The organism is Streptomyces sp. CC0208, assembly GCF_003443735.1.
Lineage (GTDB): Bacteria > Actinomycetota > Actinomycetes > Streptomycetales > Streptomycetaceae > Streptomyces > Streptomyces sviceus.
Genome location: NZ_CP031969.1, coordinates 7,007,082 through 7,021,299 on the forward strand (window position 1 = coordinate 7,007,082; position 14,218 = coordinate 7,021,299).

11 protein-coding genes and 1 pseudogene are annotated in these 14,218 nt (G+C 70.5%); 7 read left to right on the top strand and 5 right to left on the bottom strand.

Annotated elements, in window-relative coordinates:
- The first annotated feature begins 34 nt into the window (after positions 1-34).
- Genes D1369_RS32200 through D1369_RS32210 form a run of 3 tightly spaced genes read left to right on the top strand, consistent with a single transcriptional unit; the run spans position 35 to position 2,604 of the window.
- Positions 35-583 carry a hypothetical protein gene (locus D1369_RS32200; RefSeq protein ID WP_237557612.1) on the top strand — a complete coding sequence of 183 codons (549 nt, stop codon included), beginning with the start codon at positions 35-37 and terminating at the stop codon, positions 581-583.
- Positions 552-1,844, top strand: coding sequence for an ABC transporter substrate-binding protein (locus D1369_RS32205; RefSeq protein WP_007381017.1), 1,293 nt, complete (start codon positions 552-554; stop codon positions 1,842-1,844). Before D1369_RS32200 ends, D1369_RS32205 begins: the two co-directional genes overlap by 32 nt.
- 52 nt (positions 1,845-1,896) lie before the next feature.
- Entirely contained in the window at positions 1,897-2,604 is a 708-nt protein-coding gene (locus tag D1369_RS32210) for a hypothetical protein (protein WP_007381016.1), read from the top strand.
- On the opposite strand, the gene D1369_RS32215 is transcribed toward D1369_RS32210, so the two are convergent.
- Positions 2,593-3,747 carry an epoxide hydrolase family protein gene (locus tag D1369_RS32215; RefSeq protein WP_007381015.1) on the bottom strand — a complete coding sequence of 385 codons (1,155 nt, stop codon included), beginning with the start codon at positions 3,745-3,747 and terminating at the stop codon, positions 2,593-2,595. The genes D1369_RS32210 and D1369_RS32215 overlap by 12 nt on opposite strands.
- A gap of 62 nt (positions 3,748-3,809) precedes the next feature.
- On the opposite strand from D1369_RS32215, the gene D1369_RS32220 reads away from it, so the two are divergent.
- Positions 3,810-4,862 carry a YafY family protein gene (locus D1369_RS32220; protein WP_118083159.1) on the top strand — a complete coding sequence of 351 codons (1,053 nt, stop codon included), beginning with the start codon at positions 3,810-3,812 and terminating at the stop codon, positions 4,860-4,862.
- Between the two features lie 43 nt (positions 4,863-4,905).
- Here D1369_RS32220 and ctaD read toward each other — a convergent pair.
- Positions 4,906-6,432 (bottom strand): annotated as a pseudogene (gene ctaD / locus D1369_RS32225) (cytochrome c oxidase subunit I); the annotation flags it as partial.
- A gap of 366 nt (positions 6,433-6,798) precedes the next feature.
- On the opposite strand from ctaD, the gene D1369_RS32230 reads away from it, so the two are divergent.
- The gene (locus tag D1369_RS32230; RefSeq protein WP_118082753.1) at positions 6,799-7,014 is read left to right on the top strand and encodes an I78 family peptidase inhibitor; all 216 of its coding nucleotides are present in this window, start codon (positions 6,799-6,801) and stop codon (positions 7,012-7,014) included.
- Positions 7,015-7,112: 98 nt separating this feature from the next.
- Here D1369_RS32230 and D1369_RS32235 read toward each other — a convergent pair whose 3' ends face one another.
- Positions 7,113-8,144: a phosphatase PAP2 family protein gene (locus D1369_RS32235; RefSeq protein WP_118082754.1), complete on the bottom strand. Its 1,032-nt coding sequence runs from the start codon at positions 8,142-8,144 to the stop codon at positions 7,113-7,115.
- 238 nt (positions 8,145-8,382) lie between these two features.
- A complete protein-coding gene (locus D1369_RS32240) occupies positions 8,383-9,723 on the bottom strand; it encodes a mannosyltransferase family protein (RefSeq protein ID WP_037899464.1) in 1,341 nt (446 codons plus the stop codon).
- 262 nt (positions 9,724-9,985) lie between these two features.
- On the opposite strand from D1369_RS32240, the gene D1369_RS32250 reads away from it, so the two are divergent.
- Positions 9,986-11,587 (top strand): MFS transporter, encoded by a 1,602-nt coding sequence (locus D1369_RS32250; protein ID WP_007381010.1) that lies wholly within the window; start codon positions 9,986-9,988, stop codon positions 11,585-11,587.
- A 130-nt stretch (positions 11,588-11,717) separates the two neighbouring features.
- Positions 11,718-12,890 (top strand): acyl-CoA dehydrogenase family protein, encoded by a 1,173-nt coding sequence (locus D1369_RS32255; RefSeq protein WP_007381009.1) that lies wholly within the window; start codon positions 11,718-11,720, stop codon positions 12,888-12,890.
- A 36-nt stretch (positions 12,891-12,926) separates the two neighbouring features.
- Here D1369_RS32255 and D1369_RS32260 read toward each other — a convergent pair whose 3' ends face one another.
- The gene (locus tag D1369_RS32260) at positions 12,927-13,367 is read right to left on the bottom strand and encodes a cell division protein SepF (protein WP_007381008.1); all 441 of its coding nucleotides are present in this window, start codon (positions 13,365-13,367) and stop codon (positions 12,927-12,929) included.
- Positions 13,368-14,218 lie beyond the last annotated feature (851 nt).

The window sequence follows — 14,218 nt, forward strand, 5'->3', positions numbered from 1 at the left end:
ACGTGGCCCGGACCGACACCCGGTGGTGAGCCAGATGGTTCTCGGGAGCGACCGCACGTGGGGGAACGGCAGCCGGGGGCTGATGGCGGTGGGGTTCGCCCTCGCCGTGGCCCTCACGGCGTGCAGCGACGACAGCGGCGGCGGCAGCGAGAGCCCGCCGCCGACGCCTTCCGTGGAGCGGACCACGCCTTCGGCGTCACCGTCACCGAGCGGACCCGCCGACGCGGCCGCCGCCCAGCGGGAGATCAAGACGAACTGGGAGAAGTTCTTCGACCCGAAGACCTCCACCAAGGACAAGCAGGCCGTCCTGGAGAACGGCGACGAGATGGGGCCGGTGCTCCAGGCATTCAGCGGTGACCAGCGCGGCGGACAGGTGCAGGCGAAGGTCACGAAGATCGGGTTCACCAAACCGACCGCGGCCGACGTGACGTACACCCTGATGCTGAACGGTGCCACCGCCCTGCCGGACGCCTCCGGAACGGCGGTCGAACAGGACGGCACCTGGAAGGTGTCGGTCAACACCCTGTGCGCGCTCGTGCAGTTGAGCGGCAATGCCACGGCGTCGGCTCTTCCGGGCTGCTGAGGCCGCCCTCGCGGTCCTGCTGCTCACGGTGGGCACGGCGTGCGGCAGCAGGCTGCCGGAGAGCGACTTCGAGCACCGGGAGCGGGCGAGCCCCGCCCAGGACCGCACCCCGATCCGCGTCGGCATCGTCACCAGCGCCACCAGCCCGGTCGGCGGCAGCGCCTTCACCGGCCCGCGCGACGGCGCCAAGGCGTACTTCGAGCGGCTCAACGCGCGCGGAGGTCTCGACGGCCGCCGGATCGAGGTGCGCGAGTGCGACGACGGGGGCAGCGGGGTCGGTAACAACACCTGTGTGCACCGGCTGATCGACGAGGACAAGGTGGTCGCCCTGGCGGCCACCACCGTCCTCGACTACGCGGGCGCCTCCCGCGTCTCCCACGCGCGCGTGCCCGACATCGGCGGCCAGCCCATCGGCGCCGCCTACGACACCTGGCCGCACCTCTACGGCGTCTACGGCAGCCTCGCGCCCCGTGACGGCACGACCGGCTGGGACGGGAAGCAGTACGGCGGCACCGAGGTCTACCGCTACTTCAAGCGCGAGCACGGAGCCCGTACGGCCGCCGTGGTCTCCTACAACCAGGCAGCGTCCGCCGCCTACGCCCGGCTCGTCGAGCAGGGCCTGAAGGCCGAGGGATACAAGGTCGTCACCGAGCAGGTCGACTTCGCGCTGCCCAACTTCCGTGCCGTGGCGGCCGACCTGAAGGAGCAGGGCGCCGACCTGGTCTTCGACGCCGTCGACAGCCATGGCAACGCGCAGCTGTGCGAGGCGATGGACGCGGCCGGCGTCGAGGTCACCGCCAAGGTGACCAACGTGCAGAACTGGACCTCCACCGTCCAGGACGACTACAAGGACGCCCCGCACTGCCGCAACGCCCTGTGGGCCACCGGGTCCAGCCGGAACTTCGAGGACGTCGGCAACGCGGCCGTGCGCGAGTTCAGGGAAGCCACCAAGGGCCTCAGGACGCATTCCCAGTGGCAGTTGGAGGGCTGGGCGGCCGCGAAGTGGTTCACGGCCGCCGCGCAGTCGTGTGCGCCACAAGGCATCACGCGCGCGTGTGTCGACGCCCACATGAACCGCAGCCAGGACTACACCGCGGACGGCCTGCTTCTCCCCGTCCGGTTCGAGCGGCTGGCCGAGCCGCCGAAGTCCCGCAGGACCTGTCTCTCGGTGGCCCGCTGGAAGGACGGCCGGGGCTGGGTCTCCCAGGGCGACATGGACCGCACGTGCTTCGACGTTCCGCAACTGCCGTACCAGCAGTGAGTCACCGCACGCACGCAACCAATGGGGGTGTCCGACGGTCTGACAGGGCACCATGAACCACGGGAGGACCATGCCCGCCGGGCAGGGCGTACGACTGCGCGCCGCTCTGCCCAGCACGGTCCCCCTGCCCGAGGGCCGCTGGGACGCGTACGCGTGCGTGGCCGACGACGAGCCGCTGCGCCTCGCACCCGGCGCCACCGACCTGCGCGCGCTCGCCGTCCGCGTCCCGAGCGGCTCCCGCGGCCATGTCGCCGTCCGCATCCCCTACTCCCCCACTCTCGGCTTCGCTCGAGCGGGGGGACCCCCATCCCGGCAGGGCGACCTCACCGTCCGCAGCTGGCTGCGCGCACCGCACGCCGAGGCGGGTGACCTGCGTGTCCAGGGCGCCGGACTGACCGTGCGCGGGCGGCTGTTCGGCACCGGCTTCGCCCCGGGCGCCTGTGCCGAGGTGCGCGCCCGGCACTCCCCGGGCCCCGCCCGCCGCGTCGAAGTCGCCGTGGACGAGAACCGGTTCGGCTTCTCGGTCGGGTACGCGGCACTCGGGCCCGGGGTCTGGGACCTGTGGCTGCGGCCGCACGGCGAGAGCGGGCCGCGGGTGCGGATCGCGCGGCTGCTGGACGACGTCGCCGACAAGAAGCCCGTCTTCACCTATCCACGCGCGCGGGTGGACACGGCGTACGGCCCGGTGGAGGCCGGGCCGTACTACACGCGGGACAACGACCTGTCGGTGTCCGTCACCGCGTGCCCCTCACCGCAGTGAGCCGAAGAACTCCCTGACGTCACGGGCCAGCAGCTCGGGTACCTCCAGGGCCGCGAAGTGGCCGCCGCGGTCGAACTCCGTCCAGCGGACGAGCGTGTTGGCCTGCTCGGCCCAGCGGCGGATCGCCACGTCCTCGCCGAAGTTGGCCACCGCGGTCGGCACTCCCGAGGTCTGCGTCGGGAACCAGTCCGGTACATGGCTGTTCTCGTAGTACATGCGGGCCGCGGAACCGGCGGTGCCGGTCAGCCAGTACAGCATCACGTTCGTCAGCAGGGTGTCCCGGTCGATCGCGTCCTCCGGCAGCGCGGCCGAGGAGTGCGTCCACGCCTGGAACTTCTCCATGATCCACGCCAGTTGGCCGACCGGCGAGTCGGTGAGGCCGTAGGACAGGGTCTGCGGGCGGGTCGACTGGAGGGCGTTGTAGCCGAAGCCGTCCGTGGTGAACTCGGCGATGCTCGCGAGGCTCCGCAGCTCACGGTCGGTCAGCCCCTCCCGTGCTTCCTCGTCGACCGGGCCGAGCGGGATGAAGCCGACCGAGGCGGCGTTCACATGGACACCGACCACGGACTCCGGCGCGATCCGGGCGAGCGCGGGGGAGATCAGCGCGCCCATGTCGCCGCCCTGGGCGCCGTAGCGTTCGTAGCCGAGCCTGCGCATCAGCTCCGCCCACGCGCGGGCCACCCGGTTGACGTTCCAGCCCTTGTCGCGCGTCGGACCGGAGAAGCCGAAGCCCGGGATGGACGGGATCACCAGATGGAAGTCCTCGCTCAGCGAGCCGATCACGCCGAGGAACTCCACGACCGACCCCGGCCAGCCGTGCGTCAGGACCAGCGGGAGCGCGTCCGGCCGGGCGGAGCGGACGTGCAGGAAGTGCACCTGGGCGCCGTCGATCTCGGTGACGAACTGCGGGAGCTCGTTGAGGGCGGCCTCGTGCTTGCGCCAGTCGTAGGCGCCCCGCCAGTACGCGGCGAGATCGCGCAGATACGGCAGGGAGGCGCCGTACTCCCAGCCGGCCTCCGGAAGCTCGTCCGGCCAGCGGGTGAGGTCCAGGCGGGTGTGCAGGTCGTCGAGCTGCGCCTGCGGGATGTCGATCCGGAAGGGGCGGATCTCACGGTTCTCTGCGGTCGCGCTGTTGTCTGCCATGGGTCCAAGGTAGGAAGGCTTGCGGACAGCCGCTGTCCGCAATGGCTGCCAGACTCGGCATCATGTTGGAGACCTCGGCACGACTTCTGCGCCTGCTCTCGCTGCTGCAGGCCCACCGCGAATGGTCGGGCGCCGACCTCGCGGACCGCCTCGGCGTCACCGCGCGCACCGTGCGCCGGGACGTGGACCGGCTGCGCGAGCTGGGCTACCCCGTCAACGCCAGCCCCGGCACCGGCGGCGGCTACCAGCTGGGCGCGGGCGCCGAGCTGCCCCCGCTGCTCCTGGACGACGACGAGGCCGTCGCGGTCGCCGTCGGCCTGCGCACGGCCGCGGGACAGGGCATCGAGGGCATCGGCGAGACCTCGGTACGGGCCCTGTCCAAGCTGGAGCAGGTCCTGCCGAGCCGGCTGCGCCGCCGCGTGGGCGCCCTGAACGCCTTCACCGTGCCGATGCTGCGCGGCCCGCAACCGAATGCCGTCGACCCGGGAGTGCTCACCGAGCTCGCCAACCTCTGCCGGGACGCCGAGCGGCTGCGCTTCGAGTACAGCGACCACGGCGGTGCCGCCAGCCGCCGTACCGTCGAACCGCACCGTCTGGTGTGCAGCGAGCGGCGCTGGTACCTGGTCGCCTGGGACCTGGACCGGGACGACTGGCGGACCTTCCGCGTCGACCGGATCACCCCGAAGCCGCCGCACGGGCCCCGGTTCGCGCCGCGCACCCCACCCGCCGAGGACCTCGCCGCCTACGTCTCGCGAGGCGTCTCCACGCGCGCGTACGCCTCACACGCGGTTGTGCGGCTGCTGGTGCCCAAGGAGCGGGCCGCCGAGCGGATCTCACCGAGCGCCGGGGTGCTGGAGGCGGAGGGACCCGACAGCTGCGTCCTGCGCACCGGGGCGTCGAGCCTCGACGTGATGGTGATCCACGTGATGATGACGGGCTTCGACTTCGAGGTGCTGGAGCCGGCCGAGCTGACCGAGGCGATCAGGACGGCCCACGACCGGCTTGCTCGCTCGCTTGCTCGCTCTTCGGCTCGGGCTGCGAAGTCAGCGCCGCGTACTCCGGATGGTGCAGGTCGAACGCCGGGGACTCGGAGCGGATCCGGGGCAGGGTCGTGAAGTTGTGCCGCGGCGGCGGGCAGGAGGTCGCCCACTCCAGGGAGCGGCCGAAGCCCCAGGGGTCGTCGGTCTCCACCGGCACGCCGTACTTGGCGGTCTTCCACACGTTGTAGAGGAACGGCAGCGTCGAGGCGCCGAGCAGGAACGCGCCGATCGTCGAGATGGTGTTCAGGGCCGTGAAGCCGTCGGCCGCGAGATAGTCGGCGTACCGGCGGGGCATGCCCTCGGCCCCCAGCCAGTGCTGGACCAGGAACGTGGTGTGGAAGCCGACGAACAGCGTCCAGAACTGGATCTTGCCGAGCCGCTCGTCGAGCATCTTCCCGGTGAACTTCGGCCACCAGAAGTACAGCCCGCCGAAGATCGCGAAGACGACCGTGCCGAACACGACGTAGTGGAAGTGCGCCACCACGAAGTAGCTGTCGGAGACGTGGAAGTCCAGCGGCGGCGACGCCAGGATCACCCCGGTCAGACCGCCGAACAGGAAGGTCACCAGGAAGCCGCACGCCCACAGCATCGGCGTCTCGAAGGACAGCGAGCCCTTCATCATGGTGCCGATCCAGTTGAAGAACTTCACACCCGTGGGCACGGCGATGAGGAACGTCATGAAGGCGAAGAACGGCAGCAGCACCGCGCCCGTGACGAACATGTGGTGCGCCCACACCACCACCGACAGACCGGTGATCGCCATCGTCGCGGCCACCAGTGTCAGATAGCCGAAGAGCGGCTTGCGGCTGAAGACCGGGAGGATCTCCGTGATGATCCCGAAGAACGGCAGCGCGATGATGTAGACCTCGGGATGCCCGAAGAACCAGAACAGGTGCTGCCACAGCAGTGCCCCGCCGTTGTCCGCCTCGAAGACCTGTGAGCCGAAGCGCCGGTCCGCCTCCAGGACCAGCAGCGCGGCAGCAAGGACCGGGAACGCCAGCAGGATCAGGATCGACGTGAACAGCGTGTTCCAGGTGAAGATCGGCATCCGGAACATGGTCATGCCGGGTGCGCGCATCCCGATGATCGTGGTGATGAAGTTGACCGCGCCGAGGATCGTGCCGAAGCCGGCCAGCGCGAGGCCCATGATCCACAGGTCGGGGCCGACGCCGGGGGAGTGCGCGGAGTTGTTCAGCGGTGCGTAGGCGAACCAGCCGAAGGCGGCCGGACCGGACGGCACGAGCAGCGAACCCAGCACGATCAGGCCGCCGAACAGGAAGAACCAGTACGACAGCATGTTCAGCCGCGGGAACGCCACGTCCGGGGCGCCGATCTGGAGCGGCATCAGCTCGTTGGCGAAGCCCGCGAAGCTCGGGGTCGCGAACAGCAGCAGCATGATCGTGCCGTGCATCGTGAACAACTGGTTGAACTGCTGGTTGTCCAGGATCTGCAGCCCCGGCCGGGCGAGTTCGGCCCGCATCAGCAGTGCCATGACCCCACCGATCAGGAAGAACGCGAACGACGTGATCAGGTAGAGGTGGCCGATCTTCTTGTGGTCGGTGGTGGTCAGCCAGTCCACGACCAGGCGTCCGTGCCCCCTGGTCCCCGCCGGTCGTGCCGCCGCCTGAACGGTCTGCGTTCCCATCGCTCGCCCCTTCGCTCGGCTCACGCCATGATGCTCGCGCGGGCGTGCGCGGCGACAGGGGGCGTAAGGGGGTTCTGTGTCGGAACCGTGTATTTCCTATGCGGTGTCAGCCTGCGTGGCCCTGTCCGGAATCGGTGGACAAAGGGGCCCGGGCCAGTTCTCGGACAAGCCTTCTCACGGGGCATTCGGCGAAGTCGTACGACACGCGGGAATTGCGTTCGAATACCTGCGGAAGGGCTAGGGAAACGCTCGTCCGTGTGACGCAGTGCGAGGGAAACGGGTGAGGCGAGCCTGTGACAGAAGCGTGACAGGGGGCGTGCGGGATCCGGACTTCCGCGCCCGCCGGGCAGGGCCTAGCGTGGCGGTATGGCACCCATTCCGACACCGCCCGCCGAACCCCAGGACAGCCCGGACACCTACGTCGGCCTCGACCCCTCCGCCGCCGAGCGGCTCGCGCGTGAGCGGGGCTGGTCGACGGTCCGGTCGCTGCCGCCGGGGGCGATCATCACGATGGAGTACCGCGCGGGCCGGCTGAACTTCGAGGTGAAGGACGGCCGCGTGGCGCGGGCCTGGAAGGGCTGAACCGCGTGACGCGGGCCCCGGTTCCTCGACAGGAACCGGGGCCCGCGTCATGTCCGGGGCGGTGATGCGTACCGGCCCCGCTGCTTCGAGGTGAAGGATCAGCCGCCGGACACCGGCCGGGTGACCGGGGAGGGCGTACCGCGCACGATCCGGTCCGGGTGCGGCGGGCGGCGGCTGCCGGCCGGGGTGACCGGGGTGCGCTCCGACCGGGTGGTGTGCGGGCCCGGCGCCATGTGGGCGGGCGACCTGGGGCCGCGTGCCGGGGCAAGGGCCTCGCGGGCCGCCGTCTCGTTCTGCGGGGCCGTGAGCGGCTTGAGGCGGGCGGGCGCGGGGGCCGTGACGGGGGTGACCGGGGCCGGGGCCTTCGCGCCGCCACGGGCCCGCCAGCGGTCGCGCAGGTCGAAGGCGTAGACCTCGGTGCGGGCGATCAGCGGCTCGAACCAGGGCAGCGCGAGCAGGATCAGCAGACCCGCGACCCAGCCCAGCACGACGTCGCTCAGCCAGTGCGTACCGAGGTAGACGGTGGCCATGCCGACGCCGAGCGAGGTCACCGCGGAGATCGCGGACAGCCAGCGGCGGGCTCTCGGGGTGGAGGCCAGATACGCCAGGATTCCCCAGGTCACCACGGCGTTGGCGGTGTGGCCGCTGGGAAATATATCGCCGCCCAGGCCCATCTCGTTGGAGCCGATGACGGTCGCGTAGTGCGGTCCGAGTCGTCCCATGCCGTACTTGGCGGCGCCGACCGTGATGTTCAGCAGCAGCAGCGAGGTGCCCAGCGTCAGCAGCGGGCGCACGGTGTGCTGCCGCCAGGAACGCCAGCCCAGCCAGGCCGCGACCATCACCGCGGTCGGGCCGCGCTGGCCCAGCACCACGTAGTAGTCGACGAACCAGTGGATGGACGCCCACTGCTGGTACGGCCGGAAGAACATGACCTGCCAGTCGAGGCGGACCAGCCACGAGGTGGTCACCACCAGCCACACGATCGCCAGGTAGAAAGCCAGGGCGGCGACCACGAGGACGGTCCGGTGGCGGCTCGCCCGCGGCACGCTGAGGTGGGCCGGCCGTTCCGGCTCACGGTCCAGCCTGGCGAACACCCGGTCCAGACGGGTGGGGTTTCGTTCGGTACGCACCCAATCGACGTTACAGCGAGTGAGCTCTGATCCCCGTCGAATCAGCGGCTTTGTGATGACGATGTGATGTGGGATTCCTCTCAGGCGGGGGTTTATTTTCAGGGATTCCGCAAAGGCCGGAGGCTGCGTCCCTCAATTCCTTTGATCATTCCGGGTTGCGGTTTTATGGGCCTTATGAATTCGTTCACCGAATCATGGGGCGGAATTCTCCGGGCGCTCATCGACGCTCCGGAGTCGATCATGGCGGACCGGAGCCGTTCAGCCAGAAGGCGCCGTACAGGGCGGAGGCGGTGGCGACCAGGGTCACGATCACGGCTGACCTGCGGGTCCCTGAGCGGGCGAGGGCCAGGGCGAGGGGCAGCAACAGGGGGAAAGCGGGCATCAGCAGGCGCGGTTTCGAGCCGAAGTAGCTCGACGCGCACAGGGCGAGCGCGGTGACGACGCCGGAGTACGCCAGGAGGGGGAGCGGCTGGCCCTGCCGCACGCAGACGACGTACAGCCACACCACAAGGCCGACGCCGATGATCAGCCCGACCCCGGCCAGGGCCGACGGGAACGACGTGAACTTGTCGGCGACGAATCGGGCGAAGGCGTACCCGCCGTCGAAGCCGTTGCGCCAGCCCGCCTGCACGTCGAGGTAGCCGAACGGGCCCTTGCCGGTGCGGTGACCGACCCACAGGACGTAGGCGGCGGCGCCGAGGGGCGCGAGGGCCAGGCCCAGGGCGCGGCGGACGGGATGGGTGCCGGGCAGGTGCGAGGAGCCGGCGTCGGTGCCGGGACCGCGGGTCAGGTCGGGCGCGGGGGCGTGTCCGGTGGCCTGTGCGCCGCGCTCCCCGGCCGCGCTTCGGTTCCGCACGAAAGGGCCGGCGTGAGGGGCGCTCGGGTCGCGCACGGTCGAGGCGGTTCCCTCCCCCGAGGCCGTGGCGGACCCGGAGGGGGCGCGGTCCCGTCGGTCCCGCAGCAAGGCGGCGATCCCCGCCACCCACACCGCCGCGACCACCGCCAGGCCCACCGGGCGGGTCAGGCCCGCCAGGGAGGCCAGCAGGCCCGCCGTCACCCAGCGGCCGGTCAGCACCGCGTACAGCGACCAGGCCGCCAGCGCCGTGAACAGCGACTCGCTGTACGCCATCGACTGGACGATTCCGACGGGCAGGACGGCCCACACGAGGACCGCGCAGACGCCCGCCCGGCGGCCGTACACATGGTCCGTCACCGCGAAGACGCCCCAGGCCGCGGTCAGCGAGGCGAGCAGGGCCACCACGAAGCCCGCGTCGGCGTAGGACAGCGGGGTCGTCGCGTGCAGCAGCCGCTCCAGCCAGGGCAGGAGCGGGAAGAACGCCAGGTTCGAGTGCACGTCGCCGTTCGGCAGCCGTACCTCGTAGCCGTAACCGAGTTCGGCGACCCGCGTGTACCAGAGGGCGTCCCAGCGGGCGGTCAGCAGGGTGTACGCGCTCTTGTCGCGCGCCGCGCTCCACAGGGCCAGCGTGAGCAGGCCCAGGACGCGGACGGCCGCATAGCCGAGCAGCGCCGGGGCGGCTCGGCGCAGGGCCGGTTCGGTGCGCGTTCCAAGATCGGTCACGGGTCCGATTATCGACCGGTCGCCGTACCCGTCCGTCCGACGGGGCACGGCGACAGGCGGTGAAAGTGGCGTACGCCACACGTGTTGGGTCCGAAGTCTGAGAGGTCCGCCACTGGGCGTACGTGCGAACTCGCGTACGCTGACGTGTCACCCGCCGTTCGCTGCGCGGGCCGGAGACCACCGCTCCTCTCCGGCCGAGATCATGGGGAGTCCCCACCCCATGTGCCCGCCGAACGCCAGGGAACATCTGGGAGGTACGTACATGTCCGGGACGACCACGGCCGCCGCGATGCTGCGCCGTCGGACGGCCGGGGCCGGTGCAAACCGCTGGGTCGTCCTCGTCGTCCTGTGCGTGAGCCTGCTCCTGGTCGCCCTCGACGCGACAGTGCTGCACGTGGCGGTGCCCGCCGTCACCGAGGACCTCAAGCCCGGCGCGATAGAACTGCTCTGGATCGTCGACGTCTATCCGCTCGTCTGCGCCTCGCTCCTGATCCTCTTCGGCACGCTCGGCGACCGCGTGGGCCGCAGGAGAGTCCTTCTCCTCGGTTACGGCCTGTTCGGCGTCGCCTCCGGTGTCGCCGCTTTCGCGGACACCGCCCAGGTACTGATCCTCGCGCGGGCGCTGCTCGGCGTCGGCGGCGCGATGATCATGCCCGCGACGCTGTCGATCCTGCGCCAGGTCTTCCCCGACCGGCGTGAGCGGGCGCTCGCGATCGGCATCTGGAGCGCGGTCGCGGCGGTCGGCGCCGCGGTCGGGCCGCTGCTCGGCGGCTTTCTCCTGGAGCACTTCTGGTGGGGTTCGGTCTTCCTCGTCAACATCCCGCTGATGCTGGTCAGCCTGCCGACCGGCCGACTGCTGCTGCCCGAGTCGAAGGGCAGCGGCGAAGGCCCCTGGGACGTCGTCGGCGCCCTGACCGCCGCAGCCGGGCTGTTCGCCCTCGTGCTCGGCGTGAAGCGGCTCGGTGGCGGTGAGCTCGACGCGTTCACCGCGATCCCGCTGGTCCTGGGCGCGGCACTGCTCGTCCTCTTCGTACGACGGCAGCGGCGGCGTACGCATCCCCTGGTGGATCTGCGGATGTTCGCGCGTCCCGCGTTCAGCACCTCGGTCGGCTGCATCGTCCTCGCGATGCTCGCGCTGGTGGGGCTCGAACTGATCGCGGCGCAGTACCTCCAGCTGGTCCTCGACCTGTCCCCGCTGGAGACCGGTCTACGGCTGCTGCCGCTGACCATCGCCGCGATGGCGGCGGGGCTGGCCGGGGCGCGTCTGCTGCGGCGGTTCGGGCCGCGCCTGATGGTGAGCGCCGGGTTCTGCCTGACGGCCCTGGCCGTGCTGCTGCTCACCGCCATGGGTGACGCGGACAACACGGGTCTGTTGGTGTCCGGGTTCGTGCTGCTCGGGTTCGGCCTGGAGACGACGCTCTTCGGGGCGTACGAGTCGATGCTCAGCGAGGCACCGCCGGAGCAGGCGGGCGGGGCGGCGGCGATAGGCGAGACCTCGTACCAGCTCGGGGCGGGCATCGGGATCGCGCTGCTCGGCAGCGTGATGAACGCGGCGTACACGCCCGGCCTCTCGCGCGTGCCCGGCGTCCCCGAGGGGGCGTCCAGGTCGGCGGGGCACTCCCTGGGCGAGGCCTACGAGGTGGCCGGACGCCTCGGCGGACCCGCGGGCGTGGCCCTGCGCCGGGCCGCCCGGGACTCCTTCGTGCACGGGCTGCACGTGACCTTGCTGGTGAGTGCGGGGTTGTTGCTGCTGGGCGCGGTGATGGCGCTGCGGCTGCCGCGCACGATGCAGTGCGGCGAGGCCCCGGCGGCCGTCGGGCTTCCGGCGCCCAGAGAAGTCGCGGAGTCACGCGTCTCCGCCTGACCGGCGTCTGGATGTGCGGCGGAGCACGCTGTAACGTCGGCGACGGAAGCCTTAAATTAGCGGTGCTAGTTTCCAGCGAGCCGACTTCCAGCCGCCAGCCCGCTGGAGCCCTTCTGCCGGAGGATGTGCCATGCCCCCGTTCGACCCCGCCGACCCCCTCGGTATCGACGACCTGCTGGAGCCGGAGGACCTCGCGATCCGCGCGACCGTGCGGACCTGGGCCGCCGACCGCGTCCTGCCCCACGTCGCCGACTGGTACGAGAAGGGCGAGCTGCCGGGGATCAGGGAACTCGCCCGCGAACTCGGGGAGATCGGCGCCCTCGGGATGTCGCTCAGCGGATACGGGTGCGCGGGAGCCTCCGCCGTGCAGTACGGGCTCGCCTGTCTGGAGCTGGAGGCCGCCGACTCCGGGATCCGGTCCCTCGTCTCCGTACAGGGCTCGCTCGCCATGTACGCGATCCACCGCTTCGGCAGCGAGGAGCAGAAGCAGACCTGGCTGCCGCGCATGGCCGCCGGCGAGGTGATCGGCTGCTTCGGGCTCACCGAACCCGATCACGGCTCCGACCCCGGAGCGATGCGGACGTTCGCCAAGAAGGACGGCACGGACTGGGTCCTCAACGGGCGCAAGATGTGGATCACCAACGGGTCGGTCGCCGGGGTCGCCGTCGTGTGGGCGCAGACCGACGACGGGATCCGCGGGTTCGTGGTGCCGACCGACACCGCGGGTTTCTCGGCGCCGGAGATCAAGCACAAGTGGTCGCTGCGGGCCAGCGTCACCAGCGAACTCGTCCTGGACGACGTACGACTGCCCGCCGACGCGGTGCTGCCGGAGGTCGTCGGGCTCAAGGGACCGCTCAGCTGTCTCTCGCACGCCCGGTACGGGATCGTGTGGGGTGCGATGGGAGCGGCGCGGTCGTGTTTCGAGACCGCCGTCGACTACGCGAAGACGCGGGAGCAGTTCGGGCGGCCCATCGGGGGCTTCCAGCTCACCCAGGCCAAACTCGCCGACATGGCGGTCGAACTGCACAAGGGGATTCTGCTCGCCCACCATCTGGGGCGGCGCATGGACGCCGGCCGCCTGCGTCCCGAGCAGGTCAGCTTCGGCAAGCTCAACAACGTCCGCGAGGCCATCGAGATCTGCCGTACGGCGCGGACGATCCTCGGTGCCAACGGGATCTCCCTCGAATACCCCGTGATGCGGCACGCGACGAACCTCGAGTCGGTGCTGACGTACGAGGGCACCGTCGAGATGCACCAACTGGTGCTGGGCAAGGCGTTCACCGGACTGGATGCCTTCCGGTGAACCCTGCTGGGGGCAGGGCCGGTGAGCGGCCCTGCCTCAGCTCTGGTTGAAGAAGCCGTCCGTGCGGTGCGCGGCCGGATCGCCGTTCACGATCTCCGTGTTGGCGGGGGTCAGCAGGAACACCCGGGTGGACACGCGCTCGATGGAACCGCGCAGTCCGAAGATCAGCCCGGCCGCGAAGTCGACGACGCGCTTGGCGTCACCGGCCTCCATCGCGGTGAGGTTCATGATGACGGGGACGCCCTCACGGAACAGTTCGCCGATGGCGCGGGCGTCCCGGAAGCTGTCCGGGGTCACCGTGCCGATGCGACGGCCCTTCTCCTCGGCGACGTCCGAGGCCACCTTGACCCGTGGGTCGGTGACCCAGGCATCCCCGGGCTCGGTCCCTTCGGAGTATCCGTCGTCGTCGTAGTAACGCTCGTCATCGTTGTCGTCAACGAGGCCCAGCCAGGCACTCGCCTTGCGCACCGATCCCATGGACGCCTCCTCTCGCAGCGGTCTGTCTTGCTTCTGTATCCCTATGGTCATCCATGATGCGGATCGCGCGCCAAGTGAATAGCCGCCGCGCGGGGGGTTTGTGACGGTACTGGTGCACAGCGAATACGTCGAGAGCCCAGGTACCCCAAGGGTCGTGTCCCATACGGCTGCTGACTGTGAGTGAAATATGATTCTTCACGGCGTCCGGGTGAGGGCTGGCGCGTACGGGTGAACGGCACCGCCGGGACGAATCCGCTGCTCAACGCCGTTCCGGCCACGGGGAATCGCCGTGCGCGGATTCGCCGGGCCCGCCGCCGTCGGCTTGCGGGTATCGGTTCTGACGGCGCTTCAGATCGCCGGAGATTCTTTTTCGGCCGCAGCGGCGGGCGCGGAGCCGCACACCGATACGGCGGCGCGCCCGCAAGGGTGTTTCCCTTCCGGAGGGGAGATCCGGGACTTCGTTATCGCCGAGTCCGTGGAGAAGGGGACCCGCGGTGGTCAGGGTGAAGCGGTCTGCTGGGAGCGAGGAACGCCGGGTGAGGGGGAGGGCCCGTGTGAAGGCGGAGGAGGAGAACGCGAAAGGCGCCCCGCCGGAGGCAGGGCGAGCAGTGGGTCGGCTCAACAGGAAGAGGACCACACGCGACCGAAGTCGATGTGGGAGCGCTTGACCAGCCACTGCTGTGAATGCATGTGCCCAAGTGGAACAGGCATTCGGTGGGGCGTCAACCAGCCTGAGACGTACCGCTCACAGTGTGGACAACCTTGACAGCGCGGGGAAACGGCCCCGTAGTCTCGGCGGATACGGCCCTGCTGAGGGGCTCGGCCGTATCTCTTGTGTCCGTGTGAAGGCA

Coding starts and splice junctions, on each gene's coding strand:
- D1369_RS32200 (WP_237557612.1), top strand. CDS start 35: ATGGTTCTCGGGAGCGACCGCACGTGGGGGAACGGCAGCCGGGGGCTG.
- D1369_RS32205 (WP_007381017.1), top strand. CDS start 552: ATGCCACGGCGTCGGCTCTTCCGGGCTGCTGAGGCCGCCCTCGCGGTC.
- D1369_RS32210 (WP_007381016.1), top strand. CDS start 1,897: ATGAACCACGGGAGGACCATGCCCGCCGGGCAGGGCGTACGACTGCGC.
- D1369_RS32215 (WP_007381015.1), bottom strand. CDS start 3,747: ATGGCAGACAACAGCGCGACCGCAGAGAACCGTGAGATCCGCCCCTTC.
- D1369_RS32220 (WP_118083159.1), top strand. CDS start 3,810: ATGTTGGAGACCTCGGCACGACTTCTGCGCCTGCTCTCGCTGCTGCAG.
- D1369_RS32230 (WP_118082753.1), top strand. CDS start 6,799: ATGGCACCCATTCCGACACCGCCCGCCGAACCCCAGGACAGCCCGGAC.
- D1369_RS32250 (WP_007381010.1), top strand. CDS start 9,986: ATGTCCGGGACGACCACGGCCGCCGCGATGCTGCGCCGTCGGACGGCC.
- D1369_RS32255 (WP_007381009.1), top strand. CDS start 11,718: ATGCCCCCGTTCGACCCCGCCGACCCCCTCGGTATCGACGACCTGCTG.
- D1369_RS32260 (WP_007381008.1), bottom strand. CDS start 13,367: ATGGGATCGGTGCGCAAGGCGAGTGCCTGGCTGGGCCTCGTTGACGAC.